The sequence below is a fragment of the Arthrobacter sp. AK01 genome (genome assembly GCF_021109375.1).
Lineage (GTDB): Bacteria > Actinomycetota > Actinomycetes > Actinomycetales > Micrococcaceae > Arthrobacter.
This window is the reverse complement of sequence record NZ_JAJOHP010000061.1, coordinates 1-17,169: the sequence shown is the minus strand read 5'-3', so window position 1 is coordinate 17,169 and position 17,169 is coordinate 1. Positions and strand designations below refer to the sequence as shown.

Sequence of the window (17,169 nt, the reverse complement as noted above, 5' to 3'; positions counted from 1 at the left end):
CTTAGTCCTTGTCGTTGTTGCCGTTGCCGTTATTGCCATTGTTCCCGTTGCCGCTGTTTCCTGAGGACGGTGCGGGGTTCGGCGTCGTTGGTGCCGGCGTTGTGTTGCGCTGCGGGGCAGCCGTGCCGAGCAAGTTGGAAGGCGGAGCCTGGAACGGGTTGGTTCCGTACGCGGGAGCCACCGACAACATGTAGTTGGTGAACTGCGGACCGGCAATCATGTAACCGTCAATGGAGGGGTAGAACTTGCCGTTGACGGTCAGGTTTCGGCCCGGGCGGAGCTGGTCACCCAGCGGGTCGCCGAACCAGGAAGCCGTTGCCAGCCCGGTGGTGTAACCAACAACCCACGTGGAGCCGTTGGAGTCGTTGGTACCGGTCTTGGCTGCTACCGGGAAGTTGTTCCGCGTGGAAAGCGCCGGGCGGATCAAGGAACCCGAACCCGCGTTGAGCACTTCCTGCATGGCGTAGGCAACGCCGCGGGCAACCTCGGGCTTGACGGCGTCCTTGCAGTTGGAGGACTGGGCCGGCAGCTCCGCGCCGGACTGGTCCTTGACCGACGTAATGGCGATCGGCTCGCAGTACTTGCCGTCAGCAGCGAAGGTTGCAAATGCGGCTGCCATGGTCAGCGGCGCAGTCTGGGTTGCACCAATCAGGTTCGACAGTGTGGTCATCGGGACCTGGGGGTTCGGATCAGTGACCTTGCCGGTTTCATCACGGGTGGGGAGTCCGCCGTGGATTCCGGTGGCATCCACGATGCCCTGAATGCCACAGAGGTCCACCTGGGATGCAGAGGCAAACGTCGCGGTGTTGATGGAGTTCATGAGGCCGTAAAGGACGGTCATGTTCCGGTAATAACCCTCGTCGGAGTTCTGAAGATCGAAGGTACCGTTGGTGGCGTCGTACCAGCCCACCGTCGGTGCAGGACAGGTGTTCCTCCACGGGAAGTTCTGCTTATACCTTCGGACGCTTGCGTTGATGTTCGTGTTCATCGACTTGCCCTCGTTCAGCCACTGGGCGAACGTGAAGGGTTTCATCGTGGAGCCGGGCTGGAAGCCACCAATGCCGTTGAGGTCATTTCCATTGGAATCCAGGACGTCGACGTTGAAGTTCTGGGTTTGATCGAACTTGCCCTCTTGAGGGAGCCAGACGGTGTTCTGGGCCATGCTGACAATTTGGCCCGTTCCCGGCTGAACAGAGGTGATGGACGCGCCCCACTTGTCCGGGTTGGCGCCAGCCGTGGCATCGACCTGTTGCTGGGCGACCGTCTGGGCGGTCGGATCGAGGGTGGTCTGGATGGTGAGACCGCCGCGCTGGACGCGCTTGATGCGCTCTTCCGTGGTGTCGCCATAGGCGGGGTTGTTGAAGAGCAGGTGAAGGACGTAGTCACAGAAGTACGGCGCCATGGTGGCGTACGCGCAACCCTGACGGGCCGGGGTGACCTTGGTGGTGACCGGGGTGGCTACGGCTTCGTCATACTCGGCCTGCGTGATCTTGCCTTGGTTCACCATGGCAGCGAGCACGAGGTCGCGGCGCTTCTGCGCGTTGTCCGGGTTCGCGATGGGATCGAAGGCTGAGGGGCTGTTCACGAGGCCGGCCAGGAGGGCCGCCTGCGGAAGTGTCAGGTCCTTGGCGGTGGTGCTGAAGAAGAACTTGGAGGCAGCTTCGATTCCGTAGGCGTCACGGTTGAAGAACACGATGTTGAGGTAGCCCTCAAGGATCTGCTCCTTGGAGAACTTCTTCTCCAGGGCGATGGCGAGCTTCATTTCGCGGAGCTTGTCGCCCACGCCTTTGCCGCCACCATTGAGCTTGACGTCTTCTTCGCGGTCGGACGCCACCAGGGACTCGTTGATGACGTTGTTCACGTACTGCTGCGTGATGGTGGACGCGCCCTGCTTGTTGCCGCGGGCGGTGCTGACGATGGCTCGCATGATGCCGGTGGTGTCGATACCGCCGTGCTCATAGAAACGGCTGTCCTCGATGGCGATGACAGCGTCCTTGATATAAGGGCTCATCGAGTCCAACGGGACCTTGGTCCGGTTCTCCGCATAGATCGAGGCGATCGGCGAGCCGTCCTTCGCCAGGATCGTTGTGTTCTGGCTGGGCGGATCCACCTGGAGTTCCGCCGGCAGAGTGTCAAAGAACTGGATTGAACCACTGGCGGCACTGCCCGAAACGGCGGCTGCGGGGACCAAGAGGCCCGCCACGAGGACGCCACAAATCGCGCTCACACCAAGGAAGCCTAGAATCTTTCCGAGGGTGGTGGCAGTGTCGAATAGTGGGTTCTTGCGAGTCACCATGTTTTCCACTTTACCGGCAAGGGCTAGGCTTTCTGTCATGACCAAATGGGAGTACGCCACGATTCCGCTCATTATTCACGCCACGAAGCAGATCCTGGACCAGTGGGGCGAAGACGGCTGGGAGCTTGTCCAGGTCGTCGGTGGCCCCGATGGCAAAGGCCTTGTTGCATACCTGAAGAGGGAGAAGCAGTAACCATGACCACCCCCGCAGAAACCACGTCTCCCGCGGAATCCGGCGCCCCCACGTCCGCTGTTGAGCAGCGACTGGCCGAGCTCGGATTGACCCTCCCCGAGGTCGCCGCCCCTGTTGCCGACTACGTGCCGGCCATCGTCTCCGGCAACTACGTTTACACCTCCGGACAGCTGCCCTTTATTAACGGCAAACTCGAAGCTAAGGGCAAGGTCTCCCTCGGTGAGTTGGGCACCTCCGATGAGCCCACCGTTGATCCCGACGACGCCAAGCGCTACGCCGCCGTCTGCGCCATTAACGCCCTGGCAGCAGTCAAGAGCGTCATCGGCGACCTCGACCGCATCACCCGCATCGTCAAGGTTGTCGGTTTCGTCTCTTCGGAACCAACCTTCACCGGCCAGCCCGGCGTGATCAACGGTGCGTCCGAACTCCTCGGCCAGGTCTTTGGCGACGCCGGCAAGCACGCACGCTCCGCCGTCGGCGTTTCTGTCCTGCCGCTCGACTCTCCTGTAGAAGTCGAGCTCATTGCTGAATTCAGCTAAGGAACCGGTTCACCCAATTGCCGCAGCTTGCCCGCCGCCTGTTTGTACTGCCTCCCGAACTCGAAGGGGCAGCACGGAACTGGCTTGAGCTCGGCGAGCGGACCCCCAGGGCCGCCCGCTTTGCATCGTCCGTTGTGCTTTTGCGCGACTCGCCCACCGGCTTGGAAACCTGGCTTGGTTACAGGCCAGGCTCCTCGCCGTTGGGCGTTGTCGCGTTCCCGGGTGGATCTTTGGATCCGTCCGACGACGACCCCGTAGGGTGGGTTGGCCCCTCACCCCAGCAGTGGGCTGAGCACATGGGAACGGACGACGTCGGACTAGCCCGCCGCCACGTGGTGGGCGCCATCCGCGAACTCTTCGAAGAGACCGGCGTCCTGCTCGCGGGACCCGACGCATCATCCACCGTTGAGGCCAACTCCACTGTGGACTGGATGCGCGCCCGCGAAGCCGTGGCAGCCCAGGAGAAGTCCTTCACGGAGATGCTCTCCAAACGTGGACTCTCCCTTCGCACTGACCTTCTGAAGCCCTTGGTGAACTGGCTCAGCCCGGACTTTGCGCACACCCGTTTCAACACGCGCTACTTCGCCGCGACCGTCCCCGTGAACCAGCAGCCCAGCATCCTTGGCAGCAAGGGCGTGTGGGGGCGCTGGGTCACCGCGGCCGAAGCGATTGCCCTCCGCGAGACCCCGGCACTCGGAGACGAAGTAGGCCAGCAAAACACCGTTGGCCTCACCCTCGGCCAGCTCCTGGTACCCGGCTCCGAGATCATGCTCGAGAAGATGGCTGCCTCCAACGGCTGCATCGCCTACCTGAGCTACAAGCGCAAAGCCCATGTGTACCAGGCGAAACTCGTAGACGAGGGCGGAATCCTGATGCTCGAGGTCGAAGCAGCCCGGACCATCGCTGGAGAGCCCCAGCGGGAGCGTTAAAGCCCCATTCCGACGCTCTCTCACCGATCGCCTGTTTGAGTGGGTCGCTCTCTCACCTCCCGTTGGGTTTGGGCGAACGCTCGCTCACTTTCTGTCGGTAGCCGTAGCCGGTTCGTCGTTTATCGCTCGAAGGTAGACGTCTGCGAGATGCCTCAAGTGGGGTACCAGGGCAGCTGGCGACTCGACTGTGAAATCCATGCCAAGCATGCCGATGTAGGCGGCGATGGTTTCGAGGCTGTCGGCGCCAGTGACCAAGACGGACTCGGTATCGGAGATCGACTCCACCACCCCCACAGCGTGGTTGATTCGAGCCAGGACCGCCTCTGCAGGAGCAGCTACGCGAAGGCGGGCATGCACTTTCCAACCGCTGGCGGCGATCGATTGCATCGCGAACGCGGTGTAGTCACCGCCCGGCAGGGGTAACGGGGAGAACCGACGGCGGGTACGCATCCGCGGTTCAATCCAGTCTGCGCGGAAGACGCCCCATTCATCAGAGGCAGGGTCACGCCCCACCAAGTACCAGCGCCGTTGCCAACTCAGCAGCCGATAAGGCTCCACAAGCCTGGGCGTACCTCGGTCATCGAACCGGAACCACTCGACGTCGCGGATGGCAGCGGCAATGGCGGCGAGAACTGCGTGGTTGACTTCGGGATCTTCCGCATCTGTCCCGTTGTTCTCGGGCGCGCGATCGACATTCGACAGTGCCGTAACAGTTGGCCGCAGCCGCGACGGGAGCACCTGCTCAAGTTTTGCGAGGGCGCGGGCACTCGACTCCGCAATGCCGGCGATACCGGTTGCCGTGCGGAGGCCAATAGCGACGGCGACGGCTTCCTCGTCGTCGAGGAGCAGCGGCGGTAGCTTTCCGCCGGCACCAAGGCGGTAGCCTCCCGTCGTCCCGCGGGTCGCATCCACCGGGTACCCGAGTTCGCGTAATCGATCGATGTCCTTGCGAACCGTGCGTGTTGAAATGCCGAGGCGGTGAGCGAGCTCCGTACCCGTCCAATCGGGCCGCGACTGCAGGAGCGAAAGCAGAGCCAGGAGGCGTTCAGCTGTAGAAGACATTGTGGGAAATTCCTGATTCTTTTAGGAAGAAAGGGTTCCTATATCGACCGTATCGTCTTAAGCATGATGAATATCACAGAAGCGAGTATCGATATCCGCGACTTCCGCCTGGACGTTCCCCAGGCCGAACTTGATGATCTGATGGAGCGCCTCGCCCGGACCCGGCTGCCCCGGACGGCACCTGTTGATGACTGGGACGCCGGGACGCCTAACTCCTACCTTCGCGAGGCCGTGGACGCGTGGACCACCAGCTTTGACTGGCGGACCCAGGAAGCGCGCATCAACGCCGTTCCGCACTTCACCACCGAGATCGACGGACAGCACTTCCACTTCATCCATGTGCGCTCACCACACGCTGGAGCTACGCCGCTGCTCCTGGCGCACACCTACCCTGGCTCATCCGTCGACTACCTCGACATGATCGATGAACTTACCGATCCCGTGGCGCACGGTGGCCGGGCTGAGGACGCCTTCGACGTAGTGATCCCGGATGCCCCCGGCTACGGATTCTCCAATCCTGTGGCCGAGTCCGGGTGGAACACCGCACGCGTGGCCCGAGCCTATGACGCTCTCATGCGCGGGCTTGGCTACACCCACTACGGTATTCACGGTTCTGACAACGGCGCGATGGTCGCCCGGGAGCTCGGTCTCTTGAACCCGGACGGATTCCTTGGCCTCCACGTGTTGCAGCTTTTCTCGTTCCCATCCGGTGACCCGGCCGAGTTCGAGAAGCTCGAACCGCAAGACTACGCAGGGCTCGCCCATATGGAGTGGTTCCAGTCTGTCGGGGGCTACAACACAATGAACGCGAGCCGTCCGCAGACCGTGGCTGTGGGGCTGAGTGACTCGCCTGTGGGGCTGCTGGCCTACAGCGAGTTGTTCAACTCGTTCGGAAACGGTACCTCACTGGTCCCGCTCGAGAAGATCCTTACCGAAGTGAGCGTGAACTGGTTTGCGAACGCTGCGGCAGGCATGAGCCGAAGTTACCTGGACAACGCCCGCACCCACGCCGAACCAGAGGTGAACGGGGCGCCCACCGGTGTGGCAGTTTTCAAAGACGACTTTCAGACGATCCGTGTCTTCGCCGAGCGGGACAACTCAAACATCGTGCACTGGAGTCGATTTGAGGAAGGTGGGCACTTCGCCGCATTGGAAGTGCCATCGCTCCTGGCCGGCGACATTCGAACATTCTTTGGGCTGGTTCGCGGCGCGCGGTAACGCAAGGCAAACCAAAACAAAAGAGCCGCCCCGGTACGAAACCGGGGCGGCTCTGTGGCTGAATCGCCTAGCGCGAACGCTGGCGGAGGCGCTGCATGTCGAGGATGACAACGGCGCGGGCTTCCAAGCGGAGCCATCCGCGCTGAACGAACTCAGCCAGTGCCTTATTCACGGTTTCGCGGGAAGCGCCAACCAGCTGGGCCAGTTCTTCCTGCGTGAGCTCGTGGGCAACCAGGACGCCGTCGGTAGCCGGACGGCCGAAGCGGTCGGCCAGGTCCAGGAGAGCCTTGGCAACACGGCCCGGAACGTCCGAGAAGACGAGGTCGGACAGGGAATCGTTGGTGCGGCGGAGGCGGCGTGCCAAGGCCTGCAGCAGCTGAGCGGAAACCTCGGGGCGGGTGCGGAGCAGCGCGTTGAGGCTTTCGTTCTTAAGCCCGGCCAAGCGGGTCTCCGAGACGGCGGTGGCCGTGGCGGTACGCGGGCTGGGGTCGAACAGGGCCATCTCGCCGAAGAGCTCGCCCGGGCCGAGGATGGCCAGCAGGGACTCGCGTCCGTCGGGGGAGGTGCGGCCGAGCTTCACCTTGCCGGAAACGATGAAGTAGAGCTGGTCACCCTGATCGCCTTCGCGGAACACCGATGCCCCGCGTGAGAGGTCCACCTCTGTGAGTTCGTCCGTCAGCAAGCGGAATGCGTCGTCGTCAAGGGTGGCGAAGAGGGGTGCGCGGCGCAATACCTCGATGTCCATGAAATCTCCTGAATATAAGTTTCGGTCGTGGCGCTTCAGCCATTGTTTCAGAATTTTTGGGCTTCTGTGACGTACTTGGCACGTGAAACGCTGAAACTACGCGGGTTTGGGGCGATCCAAGGCCTGTTGGCGGCCCTCAAACGGGTAATAAGCGGCTCCGGATCGTGACCGGACTAACGGTGGGCTGTCAGGGTCAACATCTAGAATTGGCGCTACCCGGCTATGAGGAGCATTGGTGTTTGGCTTGACGATATTGGATTTGGCATTGATCTTGATGCTGCTGTCCTACCTGATCTATGGCCTGCGCAACGGCTTTATGGTCACCCTGGGTGGAATTGCAGGATTTGTGGTCGGAGCCATCGCGGCTTTCGTCGCCGTCCCACTCGTCAGCGGCTGGGTGACCGACAGCGGCTGGAGATTGACCGCCACGGTGGGCGCCGCCGTCGTGCTTATCGCCTTGGGTCATGGGCTGGGAACCATGATCGGACGCAAAATCCGCCACGCTGTGCGGATCAAGCCCCTGCACGCGGTGGACAGGCTGATCGGCGGTGCGGTCAGCGTGGTGGTGGCTGCGCTGGTGATGTCCATGCTGGCGTTCAGTGTCAGTTCGCTGGGTGTGCCGTTCGTTTCGCAGCAGTTGGCCGAGTCCAGGGTTATCCGCTACATCGACAACATCACGCCGACGCCCGTCAAGAGCACCATGGCCCAGCTGCGGTCAACGGTGATTGGTGGCGGAATTCCCCAGCTCATCGAGGGCATCGGACCAGTGACTCCCGTGCCCGTTCCCAATGAGTCAACCGACACTCCGGCCTTGAACCAAGCGGCCGAATCAGTCCTCAAAATTGCAGGCACCGCCTTCGAATGCGGCCAAAACCAGACCGGTTCCGGATTCGTCGTTTCGCCCGGGCGCGTCGTCACCAATGCCCACGTCGTGGCGGGCGTGTCGCAGCCGGTCGTGGAAGTTCCCGACGGCGGTGCGTTGCCCGGTCGTGTGGTTTACTTCGACTCCCAGCGGGACATCGCGGTCCTGGCCGTGGATGGCTTGCAGTCCAGTCCGTTGCCGCTGGGCACCGACCTGCCCGATGGCAGCCCCGCGGCGTTTGCCGGGTACCCGCACGGCGGTCCGTTCCAGTCGAAACCGGCTACCGTGCAAGGGATTTCCACCATCCTGGTTCCTGACATTTACGGCAACAACCCCTCGCCGGAGTTGGTCTATAAGCTGGCCGGCGACGTCCAGCCGGGCAATTCCGGTGGCCCCCTGCTGACCATGCAGGGACAAGTGGCCGGACTGATCTTCGCCAAGACCACCACTGATGCCGCCCTTGGCTTCGCACTCACCATGGCGGACCTGGAGCCGGTGGCGGCACAGGCACCCGGCCTCAGCAGCCCGGTCTCGGCCGGTCAATGCACCCGTAAGTAGCGGTCCCTCTCTCACCTTCCGCGGCGTTTCGGCGGGCCCCCTCTCACATCGTGAGCGTTTTGAGCCAACGCTCTCTCACCTCTTGGGCACGATTCCCCGGCGCCCGCCTGCCGCTATAGATTGGGAGCCATGACTGAAGCCACTCCCGCCACCGAAGCCGGTCGCGGTACCATCCTTGTGATCAACGGCCCCAACTTGAATCTGCTGGGTACCCGCGAGCCCGAAAAGTACGGCACGTCCACTCTGGCCGACGTCGAGCAACTCGCCATGACAGCGGCTGCAGCCCATGGCTTCACCGTTGACTGTGTGCAGTCGAACCACGAGGGCGATCTCCTGGACGCCATCCATGCCGCGCGTGGCACAGCGGTCGGGATTGTCATCAATGCGGGGGCGTACACCCATACGTCCGTGGCTCTTCGGGACGCCCTGGCAGCGGTGCAGCTACCCGCCGTCGAAGTTCACATCACCAACGTCCACCAGCGTGAAGAGTTCCGCCACCACTCGTACCTGTCGGGTGTCTGTACTGCGATCATCGTCGGCGCTGGAGTGTTGGGCTACAAGCTGGCCATCGATTACCTGGCCGACGCGGTCTAACGCAGGCGGTAGGTGAGAGAAGGTTCCCGGGAGACCGTCGGTAGGTGAGAGAAGGTTCCCGGGAGACCGTCGATAGGTGAGAGAGCGTCAGAGGGCTGTGAGCCGCAGAACGATGGCGTGCTCCGGATGCAGGACGGGCATAGGGAGCCCCACTTCGCCCAGGAAACGCCCCGATGCTTCGGCACCGGTTGCCAGCCAGGGGGCCGGCTTGGCTTCGATGAACGTGTGCCCGTAGTCGGCGTCTCCCGGAGACGGGAAGATCGCCTCGACACGATAGGAACGCGAGGGATCCAGCCCCGGAATCGCCACCCGGCCCACCTGCTCGGCGAAGCCTGTGCGGGTCTTGACCACAGCGAAAAGTGCGGCCGTGGCACCTGTGGGAGTGCCGCCGTCGTGCGTGTCCGCGACAACGCCGTGCACCATCAGCGACTCGTCCGGCACATCGGCGCGCACCATTCGTCCACTGTGGATAAGCCCGCGGTGTTCCTTGTACAAAGCAATGAAGCGCTTGAGTTCCTCACGCTCGGCTCCGGTGACCGAGCGGACGTCCCACTCCATGCCGAAGTGACCGAACAAGGCCGTGATGGCCCGGAACGAAAGATCGTGCGTGCGGGCGGTGGTGTGAGACGTAGTGGGCCCGACATGCCCGCCCACCAGCTCCGGCGGAACCACCACGCCGGTCCAGCGCTGGATGGTCTGCCGCTCCAGGGCGTCGTTGCAGTCGGATGCCCACACCCGGTCCGTCCGCTCGAGGATTCCCAGATCCACGCGTCCGCCACCGGAGGAGCAGCTCTCGATCTCAACCTCCGGGTGTGCCTCGCGGAGAGCATCGAAGAGCCGGTACGCCGCCAGCGTTTGCTCATGGACCGAGGCCCGGCCGGCATGACCGTGCTCCAGGAGGTCGCGGTTCTGGTCCCACTTGAGGTAGCTGATGTTGTTGCCGCGCAGGAGCGCGTCGATCCGGTCGAAAACGTAGCTCCAGGCCTCCGGGTTCACCAGGTCGATGACGTGCTGCTGCCGCCATTCCAGGGGCAGCCGGCCACCGTCCTTGTGCGAAGCCGCGGACGGACCCACGATCCACTCGGGATGAGCCCGGGCAATGTCGGAGTCGAGGTTGACCATTTCCGGCTCCACCCACAGCCCGAACTCCATGCCGCGCGAGGTCACGGCGTCGATGAGCGGTGTCAGCCCGTCGGGCCACACAGTTTGGTCCACGTACCAGTCGCCCAACCCGGCGTGGTCGTCGCGGCGCCCGCGGAACCAGCCGTCGTCGAGCACGAACCGTTCGACGCCCAGGTCTGCAGCCGACTCGGCCAGCTCGACCAGGGTATCCAGATTGTGGTCGAAGTAGACCGCTTCCCAGGTGTTGAGGACCACTGGACGCGGCTTGCCCGAAAGCGCACCGACGTGATGCGGCCGCGCGCGGAACCAGCTGTAGAACGCCTCGGTGATGCCATCCAGGCCGCGGTCTGAGTACGCCGCGAACAGTGCAGGGGTGGTGTAGCTTTCGCCGGGCTGGAGCACCACTTCGGCGGGTCCCAGGAGCTCCGAACCGCCCACCATGGTTCGCCCGTCCGCAACGTTGTCCGCGAATTGCTCATGGTTCCCGCTCCACGCCAGGTGCGTTGCCCAGACCTTGCCGTGCCTGTTGCCGAAGCCGGCCGTTCCCGCGGCGAGCAGGAGCGAGGAGTCGTGCCCGGTGCGGCCGTGCCGGCCCGTTCGGACCCACGTTCCCTGCTGGATGGCCCGGCGCTGCGGGTGGCGTTCGCGGCACCAGCGTCCGGTCAGGTCCAAAAGTTCGACGGCGTCCGGCGCCACCGGGAGCATCGTCGCCAACTCGTCCAGCTGGAAGGGCGACGTGCCGTCGTTGCTGGCCGTGTGCTTGAGTTCGAGAAGCCCGCCCGGGTGCAGGGTGAGGTTGCTGGTCACCGTGATACCGGCGTCGGGATCCGACTGAATCACGACGGCGGTGGTGCCGTCCGTCGTCGCACTCACCAGGCGAAGGCGTACTGAGAAATCAAAGCCGGGTACGCCTTCGGATATCCGGTGACCGCGAAGCCCGGGCCGGCCCTGCCACGACGACGAAGCCTGCGGGAGGAGTCCCGCAGGAACGTTCGCGTCGATCGAGGACGGCGGGATGGGCTCGTTGAGGATCGCCAGGTCAGGCAGGGCGTCGCCCAGGTCAGCTCCCCAGTGGGTTATCTCAGCCTCTCCGCGGTGGGTGCTGATCACCAGGCTGGTACCTGCGGAACGGAGATGGAGCGGTTGCATGGATGTGAGTCACTTTCAAATCGGGTCATATGGGGAGTTGTGGGGCCCGCTCTGCGCGCTTCGCGACGGAAATAACGCGCAGAGCGGGCCTCACAACGGGTGGGGTTACTTGAAGAGGTTGTTGACTTGGTCGTTGGCTTCAGTCAGCGAGGAGGCAGGTTTCTTGCCGGAGATGACAGCATCCATTGCTGGCTTCATGATGCCATCCACCTTGGCAGCCTTGTCAGCGATCGGGAAGAGGAACGTGGTGCCATCCTTCACGTGTGTAGTGAAGGCCGAGACGTCGGTGCCCTTGTCAGCGAAGGCCTTGGCTGCGATCTCGGAGGAGCTGGCGATGGCTGGGAACACGACGGCCTTGCTGGCCACCACGTCCTGGCAGGCCGTGGAGCCGAGATATTCAACCCATTTGACGCTGGCTCCGGGGTTCTTGGTGCCTGCCCAGATGGAGTCGGCCAGGCCGTTGAACATGGACGCGCGCTTGCCATCAGGGCCCTTGGGAGTGGGGGCGAAGGCCGTTTGGATGCCCTTGTAGGTTTGGTATTGCCCGATCAGCCAGTCACCGTTGGTGTTGATGGCAGCCTTACCGGCACCGAAGCTGTCCGGCATGCTTGCGCCCACCGTGGTTTCGAGCTTGGGCATGTAGCCCTTGTCCACCAGTCCGGCCCACCAGGCGATGGTTTCCTGGAAGCGGGGGTCGTCGTAGTTGAACTTGGTGCCCCACGGGTTCTTATCAGTTGCGGTCCAGCCCGTGGTGGCGGTGAGGAAGCTCCACTCGGTCTGGCCCTGGCCCGAACCACTGCCCGTCAGGCCCAGTCCGTAGGTGGCTACGTTGTTCTTGTCGAAACCCGATTCGTCGCCGCGCTTGCCGTTCTTGTCCACAGTCAGGTGGGCGATGGTCTTCTCGTAGCTGCCGCCGTCCTTCGGGTTCCAATCAAGCGAAGCCATCTGCTCTGCCGAGATTCCGGCGGCATCCGTCATGGCCTTGTTGTAGAACAGGCCCACGGTGTCCCAGTCCTTCGGCAGGCCGTAGCGCTTGCCGTCCTGGCCTACCCAAAGTTCCGGGAGTCCCTTGGTGTAGGCGTCCAGCTTGATGCCGTCCTTCTCCACGGCCTCGTCCAGGGACAGCAGCTGCTTCTTGGCGGCATATTCCGGGTACTTGGAGAGGTGGTTGGTGAAGACGTCCGGGGCTGTTCCGGCAACGAATCCGTTGGTCAGGGTGGTCCAATAATCGTCCCAACCGCGCTGGGTGATCTTGACCTTGATGTCCGGGTTGGCCTTGGTGAAGTCGTTGGCACATTGCTGGTACGCCGGGAGTTGGTTGGCGTCCCAGAGCCAGTAATTGATTTCACCCTTGGCCTCGGTGGAGGCGGGGGCGGAACCGCCACAGGCGGACAGGGTCAGGGCGATGGCGGCGGCAGCAGCGGCGACGCCGAGGGTTTTCTTCATGACGAACCTTTCAAGAGGGGATGCGGGTTACTTGATTCCGGAGAATCCGATGGAGTTGACTACCTTCTTGCCGAAGGCGATGAACAGCAGGAAGATCGGGAGCGCTGCGACCAGGGTCCCGGCCATGAGCCCGGACCAGTCCAGGGCGCCTTGGGGGGACTGGGACTTGAAGACGCTGAGGCCAACGGTGAGCACCCGGACGTTCTCGTCCTGGCCCACCAGCAGCGGCCAGAAGTACTCGTTCCACTGACCGATAAAGGTCAGCAGCACCAGCGTGGCGATAGGGGCTGCGGCGTTGGGAAGCACAATCTGGAAGAAGATGCGCAGGTGCTTGGCGCCGTCGAGCATTGCCGCTTCCTCCACCTCGCGGGACATGCTGAGGAAGAACTGGCGGAGGAAGAAGATGGCGAACGGGGTCATGAACAGGAACGGCAGGGACATCCCGGCCATGGTGTTCAACAGCCCAAGGTTCTTGATCATGAGGAAGTTCGGCAGCGCCGTAAAGATCGGCGGGACCATCATGGTGGTCAGGAAGACGGCGAACACTTTGTTCCGGCCCGGCCAGCGCAACCGTGAAAAGGCATAGGCGGCCATAGCGCTGAAGAACACTTGGCCGGCTGTGGTGATGCTGGCGAAGATGACCGAGTTCCGGAGGTAGAGCCAGAAGTTGATGGCCGCGCCGGAACCGCCGTCGGCGATTGCCTCTTCGGTGGTCTGCAGGCCCAGGACGCGCTTGAAAGCGCCCCAGCTGAAGTCGGCGGGCAGGAGGTTCCCGGCGTTGGAGGCCAGTGCACTGTTGCTCGACAGTGCCGTCCGCAGCATCCAGAGGAACGGGGCAACGGTCACGGCGACGGCGACGGCGACAAGCACCCACGCGCCGATCCGGCGCCAATTGAGGGGCTTCTTGCGGCGATTGCGGGGAAGGGTTGAGGTAGTCATGGCGGTTTCCTTAGTCCACATCCGGCTTAGTCCAGGTCCGATTCGTTGCCTTTGAGGAACTTCATTTGCACGAAGGCCACCAGGGCGAGGATGACGAACAGGATCACGGAGAGGGCGGATGCGTAGCCGAAGTCGGACTCCCCGAAGGCTTTTTGGTAGATGTACATCTGGATGACGCGGGAGGCGTTGACGGGTCCGCCGTTGGTGGTGACGGCCACGGTGTCGAACACTTGGAAGGAACCGATCACCGTGACCACCAGCACCAGTACCAACACGGGGCGGAGCAGCGGCATGGTGATGCTCCAGAACGTTCGTGCCGGGGACGCGCCGTCGAGGTTTGCTACCTCGTAGAGGTGGTTCGGGATGGATTGCAGGCCGGCGAAAATCAGGAGCGCGGTGTACCCCATGTGCCGCCAGACATTCACGAAGGCGATGGTGGGGATAGCCCATTGTTCGCTGCCGAAGAAGGCGACGCGGGGGAGGCCCACCCAGCTCATGACTTCGTTGACGATGCCCAGTTGATAGTCGAGCATCCAGAACCAGAGGAGGGCGACGATCACGTTGGCCACCAGGAATGGCAGCAGCAGCGCGCCACGAATGAAGGTGGATTTGGCGACGCGGTGCATCAGCAGGGCCAGGCCCAGGGCGATAACGGTCTGGAATCCGATGTTGAGTGCGACGTACTGGAGCGTGACGCCCATGGCGTTCCAGAACAGTTCGTCGGCGAAGATGGCGGTGTAGTTCTTGATCCCGATCCAGGTGGGCTCGCCCAGGATGCTGTATTCGGTGAAGCTGAGGTAGATACCGCGGATGGTGGGGATAAGGAAGAACGCCACGAAGCCAATGAGCGCCGGGAAGATAAAGAAGAGGGCGATTCTGAGGTCGCCGAGACGGCTGGTCATGCTCCGTTTGGCGGGTTGAAGCTTGCGTCCGTGGTTGGCTCCGGAACGCCCCGAAGCTTTCCCCGGTTGCTTGGTTAGCGTGGTCATCGTCGACCCTTTCCTGACTGTGATGTGAATAACAACCTGGACTGGAATCTACACGAGTAGATTTGATCAGCACAAGGGTTCACGGCAATTTTTGGTGAGAAATGTTCGAATGTGTTCTATCTGTTGACTCGTGTAGATCGCGGTGGAAGACTCATGTGAAACCTAAAAGGGGACGCTTCGATGGGCTGCGCGGCAGCTTCAAGGAAAGGTAAACAATGACGTTTTCGATCGGTGTAGTGGGTGTCGGACAGTTCGGCAGCCAGTTCGCACATTTGTTCAAGCTCCACCCCGGTGTCAGCGCGGTCTACGCCGTGGATGAGCTCCCGGAGCGCGCCGCCGCAGCCCAGGAACGCTGGGGCTTGGATGGTGTCAAAGCCAGCTTTGATGAGTTGTTGGAGTCCGACGTCGATGCTGTCGCCATCTTCACGCAGCGGTGGACCCACGGTCCTTTGGTGGAGCGTGCGCTGCGCGCCGGAAAGCACGTCTATTCGGCGGTGCCGATGGCGATCTCGGAGGAGGAAATCGCTCGCATCATCGAGGCCGTCCGAGAGACGAAACTGGTCTACGCGATGGGGGAGACCAGCTACTACAACCCCGCCACCGTCTACGCCAGGCAGCAGCATGCAGCCGGCAAGTTCGGCCGGATCTTCTATACAGAGGGCGACTACGTCCACGACATGGATCTGGGATTCTACGAGGCCTACCAGTACAGCGGTGGAGAACGGTGGAAGGAAACCGCCAGCTACCCGCCCATGCTGTACCCGACGCACGCCATTGGCGGTGTCCTCGGCGCCGTGCCGGGCCACGCCGTCAGTGTCAGCTGCATCGGCGTGAAGGACCAGCGCGGCGACGGCGTCTTCGACAAAAACGTCAGCATGTTCGCCAACGACTTTTCGAACGCCACGGCTTTGTTTGAAATGAACGACGGCGGTGCGATGCGCACCAACGAGATGCGCCGCGTCGGCTATCCCTCGCATATCCGTGAGTCCCGCTTCCGCTTCTTCGGCACGGACGCCAGTTTTGAACAACTAGCCACCACCACGGTCTGGCAGGACAAGTCCACTGTGGAGGACGTCTCCGAACAGGTGGAAACCAAGCCGACCATGTCTGCCGATGATCCGTCCTTGGCAGATGTGGCACCGGAACTGCGCGATGCCTTCATCTCGGGCCTGGCGCCCGTCCATGACCAGTCCCGCCTACCCCAGGAGTTCCTCGGTGCACCCAACGGGCACGAAGGAAGCCACCAGTTCCTCGTGGATGACTTTGTGACCGCGGTGAACAACCGGACACTGCCACCGGTCAACGCCTGGGTGGCGGCCCGGTTCACCCTCCCCGGGATCATCGCCCACGAGTCCGCCCTCCGCGGCGGTGAACGTCTTCCCATCCGCGACTTCGGTGATGCTCCCATCCACTAGCTAGCATTTACCCCATGACCACTTCAGCAGTACAAACCCCGCGCGGCCCGGTAACACGCAAAGACGTGGCCCGGTACGCCGGGGTGAGTACCGCCGTCGTGAGTTATGTGGTGAACGGTGGTCCTAAGAACGTTGCGCCGGCAACGGAAGCCAAAGTGCGCGACGCCATCCGTATCCTCGGGTACCGTCCCAACGCGGCAGCGCGGGCGTTGAAGCTGGGGTCCAGCGAGACCATCGGCGTTGTGGTGCCGGACAACACCAACCCCTTCTTCACGCATCTGGCCCATGCCGTGGAAGAGGCGGCATCGGAACTGGGCTACGGAATGGTGCTGACCAATTCCGATGGCAGCCTGACCCGTGAGCGCAAGAACATCCGTACCTTGGCCGCACGACAGGTGGACGGCGTCTTCCTGGCCAGCTGCGTCTTCGACCCCGATGTCACGGAGTTGGAAGCCTCGGAAATCCCGTCGGTCCTGTTGAACAACGCAGGATCTCCTCCGGGTTTTGCCAGCGTGGGCGTGGATCTGGAAGCCGGTGGTCGTGCCGCCGTCGAGCACCTGATAGGGCATGGTCACAAGAACATCGGGCTGGCCATCGGTACCAATACCGGAAACCAGTTGGACGGGCGCGAAGTGGGCTGGCTTGCCACCCTGCGTGAGGCGGGCCTGCCGGACGGGCCCATGCTGCACAGCCCCTTCACCCGGCCTGGTGGGTACGAAGTCGGCAAGCGATTCCTGTCCATGTCCAACCGGCCCACTGCGATCTTCGCCAGCAACGACATGCAAGCCATCGGCATCCTCCGGGCCTTCCACGAGGCCGGAGTGCGGGTGCCCGAAGACATGGCATTGGTGTCCTTCGACGGTTCCTTGGACTCCGAATACAGTTGGCCTGCACTGACCACGGTGTCCCAACCGGTCCAGCTGATGGCGGAGGCCGCCGTTCGGGCCTTGGTGGGGAAGGACCGAGCGGAAGAACCGCAACACCACATTCTGCCGACCGAGCTGATCATCCGGCAGTCCTGCGGCTGCAAATAGCACCCTCTCTCACCGATTCGCCTGTTCGGCCCGATGCTCTATCACCTTTCACGGCCGCTCCTTGAGGGTCGGGCGGGAG

At 62.8% G+C, this 17,169-nt stretch carries 15 protein-coding genes; 8 read left to right on the top strand and 7 right to left on the bottom strand.

The genetic code is table 11. The annotated features are described in order from the left end of the window. Position 1: 1 nt before the first annotated feature. A complete protein-coding gene (locus LN996_RS18365) occupies positions 2-2,335 on the bottom strand; it encodes a transglycosylase domain-containing protein (RefSeq protein ID WP_231341828.1) in 2,334 nt (777 codons plus the stop codon). Here LN996_RS18365 and LN996_RS18360 point away from each other — a divergent pair. From LN996_RS18360 to LN996_RS18350, 3 genes are read left to right on the top strand one after another with little or no spacing between them, the layout of a single operon-like run. Further along, positions 2,334-2,489: a DUF4177 domain-containing protein gene (locus tag LN996_RS18360; protein ID WP_011775990.1), complete on the top strand. Its 156-nt coding sequence runs from the start codon at positions 2,334-2,336 to the stop codon at positions 2,487-2,489. The two genes, LN996_RS18365 and LN996_RS18360, sit on opposite strands and share 2 nt — an antisense overlap. Positions 2,490-2,491: 2 nt before the next feature. Then, a complete protein-coding gene (locus tag LN996_RS18355) occupies positions 2,492-3,028 on the top strand; it encodes a RidA family protein (RefSeq protein ID WP_231341827.1) in 537 nt (178 codons plus the stop codon). A 17-nt stretch (positions 3,029-3,045) separates the two neighbouring features. Next, the gene (locus LN996_RS18350; protein ID WP_231341826.1) at positions 3,046-3,957 is read left to right on the top strand and encodes an NUDIX hydrolase; all 912 of its coding nucleotides are present in this window, start codon (positions 3,046-3,048) and stop codon (positions 3,955-3,957) included. Positions 3,958-4,041: 84 nt separating this feature from the next. Here LN996_RS18350 and LN996_RS18345 read toward each other — a convergent pair whose 3' ends face one another. Further along, positions 4,042-5,019: a YafY family protein gene (locus LN996_RS18345; RefSeq protein ID WP_231341825.1), complete on the bottom strand. Its 978-nt coding sequence runs from the start codon at positions 5,017-5,019 to the stop codon at positions 4,042-4,044. A 63-nt stretch (positions 5,020-5,082) separates the two neighbouring features. On the opposite strand from LN996_RS18345, the gene LN996_RS18340 reads away from it, so the two are divergent. Continuing rightward, positions 5,083-6,237, top strand: coding sequence for an epoxide hydrolase (locus LN996_RS18340; protein ID WP_308102740.1), 1,155 nt, complete (start codon positions 5,083-5,085; stop codon positions 6,235-6,237). A gap of 67 nt (positions 6,238-6,304) precedes the next feature. On the opposite strand, the gene LN996_RS18335 is transcribed toward LN996_RS18340, so the two are convergent. After that, entirely contained in the window at positions 6,305-6,982 is a 678-nt protein-coding gene (locus tag LN996_RS18335; RefSeq protein ID WP_011775987.1) for a Crp/Fnr family transcriptional regulator, read from the bottom strand. Positions 6,983-7,217: 235 nt separating this feature from the next. On the opposite strand from LN996_RS18335, the gene LN996_RS18330 reads away from it, so the two are divergent. After that, a complete protein-coding gene (locus LN996_RS18330) occupies positions 7,218-8,402 on the top strand; it encodes a MarP family serine protease (RefSeq protein ID WP_231341824.1) in 1,185 nt (394 codons plus the stop codon). A gap of 129 nt (positions 8,403-8,531) precedes the next feature. Further along, positions 8,532-8,996, top strand: a complete 465-nt coding sequence (gene aroQ, locus LN996_RS18325) for a type II 3-dehydroquinate dehydratase (RefSeq protein WP_159707044.1) — start codon at positions 8,532-8,534, stop codon at positions 8,994-8,996. Positions 8,997-9,083: 87 nt separating this feature from the next. Here the strand turns inward: aroQ and LN996_RS18320 are convergent, their stop codons facing one another. The 4 genes from LN996_RS18320 to LN996_RS18305 form a co-directional block, all read right to left on the bottom strand. Beyond that, complete coding sequence (locus LN996_RS18320) at positions 9,084-11,267, bottom strand: alpha-galactosidase (RefSeq protein WP_231341823.1); 2,184 nt, start codon at positions 11,265-11,267, stop codon at positions 9,084-9,086. 105 nt (positions 11,268-11,372) lie between these two features. Beyond that, positions 11,373-12,713, bottom strand: a complete 1,341-nt coding sequence (locus tag LN996_RS18315; RefSeq protein ID WP_231341822.1) for a sugar ABC transporter substrate-binding protein — start codon at positions 12,711-12,713, stop codon at positions 11,373-11,375. A 27-nt stretch (positions 12,714-12,740) separates the two neighbouring features. After that, positions 12,741-13,652, bottom strand: coding sequence for a carbohydrate ABC transporter permease (locus LN996_RS18310; protein WP_159707050.1), 912 nt, complete (start codon positions 13,650-13,652; stop codon positions 12,741-12,743). Positions 13,653-13,678: 26 nt separating this feature from the next. After that, positions 13,679-14,641 (bottom strand): carbohydrate ABC transporter permease, encoded by a 963-nt coding sequence (locus tag LN996_RS18305; RefSeq protein ID WP_374202233.1) that lies wholly within the window; start codon positions 14,639-14,641, stop codon positions 13,679-13,681. A 215-nt stretch (positions 14,642-14,856) separates the two neighbouring features. Here LN996_RS18305 and LN996_RS18300 point away from each other — a divergent pair, with 215 nt between their 5' ends. Together LN996_RS18300 and LN996_RS18295 are read left to right on the top strand one after the other, a co-directional pair. Continuing rightward, positions 14,857-16,056, top strand: a complete 1,200-nt coding sequence (locus LN996_RS18300; RefSeq protein WP_231341821.1) for a Gfo/Idh/MocA family protein — start codon at positions 14,857-14,859, stop codon at positions 16,054-16,056. Positions 16,057-16,070: 14 nt separating this feature from the next. Further along, a complete protein-coding gene (locus LN996_RS18295; protein WP_231341820.1) occupies positions 16,071-17,090 on the top strand; it encodes a LacI family DNA-binding transcriptional regulator in 1,020 nt (339 codons plus the stop codon). Positions 17,091-17,169: the final 79 nt, after the last annotated feature.

What these genes read in the sequence shown, in the direction of transcription:
- LN996_RS18365 (WP_231341828.1), bottom strand. Translation starts at nt 2,335, where the DNA reads ATGACAGAAAGCCTAGCCCTTGCCGGTAAAGTGGAAAACATGGTGACT.
- LN996_RS18360 (WP_011775990.1), top strand. Translation starts at nt 2,334, where the DNA reads ATGACCAAATGGGAGTACGCCACGATTCCGCTCATTATTCACGCCACG.
- LN996_RS18340 (WP_308102740.1), top strand. Translation starts at nt 5,083, where the DNA reads ATGATGAATATCACAGAAGCGAGTATCGATATCCGCGACTTCCGCCTG.
- LN996_RS18345 (WP_231341825.1), bottom strand. Translation starts at nt 5,019, where the DNA reads ATGTCTTCTACAGCTGAACGCCTCCTGGCTCTGCTTTCGCTCCTGCAG.
- LN996_RS18305 (WP_374202233.1), bottom strand. Translation starts at nt 14,641, where the DNA reads ATGACCACGCTAACCAAGCAACCGGGGAAAGCTTCGGGGCGTTCCGGA.
- LN996_RS18320 (WP_231341823.1), bottom strand. Translation starts at nt 11,267, where the DNA reads ATGCAACCGCTCCATCTCCGTTCCGCAGGTACCAGCCTGGTGATCAGC.
- LN996_RS18315 (WP_231341822.1), bottom strand. Translation starts at nt 12,713, where the DNA reads ATGAAGAAAACCCTCGGCGTCGCCGCTGCTGCCGCCGCCATCGCCCTG.
- LN996_RS18335 (WP_011775987.1), bottom strand. Translation starts at nt 6,982, where the DNA reads ATGGACATCGAGGTATTGCGCCGCGCACCCCTCTTCGCCACCCTTGAC.
- LN996_RS18310 (WP_159707050.1), bottom strand. Translation starts at nt 13,652, where the DNA reads ATGACTACCTCAACCCTTCCCCGCAATCGCCGCAAGAAGCCCCTCAAT.
- aroQ (WP_159707044.1), top strand. Translation starts at nt 8,532, where the DNA reads ATGACTGAAGCCACTCCCGCCACCGAAGCCGGTCGCGGTACCATCCTT.
- LN996_RS18300 (WP_231341821.1), top strand. Translation starts at nt 14,857, where the DNA reads ATGACGTTTTCGATCGGTGTAGTGGGTGTCGGACAGTTCGGCAGCCAG.
- LN996_RS18295 (WP_231341820.1), top strand. Translation starts at nt 16,071, where the DNA reads ATGACCACTTCAGCAGTACAAACCCCGCGCGGCCCGGTAACACGCAAA.
- LN996_RS18355 (WP_231341827.1), top strand. Translation starts at nt 2,492, where the DNA reads ATGACCACCCCCGCAGAAACCACGTCTCCCGCGGAATCCGGCGCCCCC.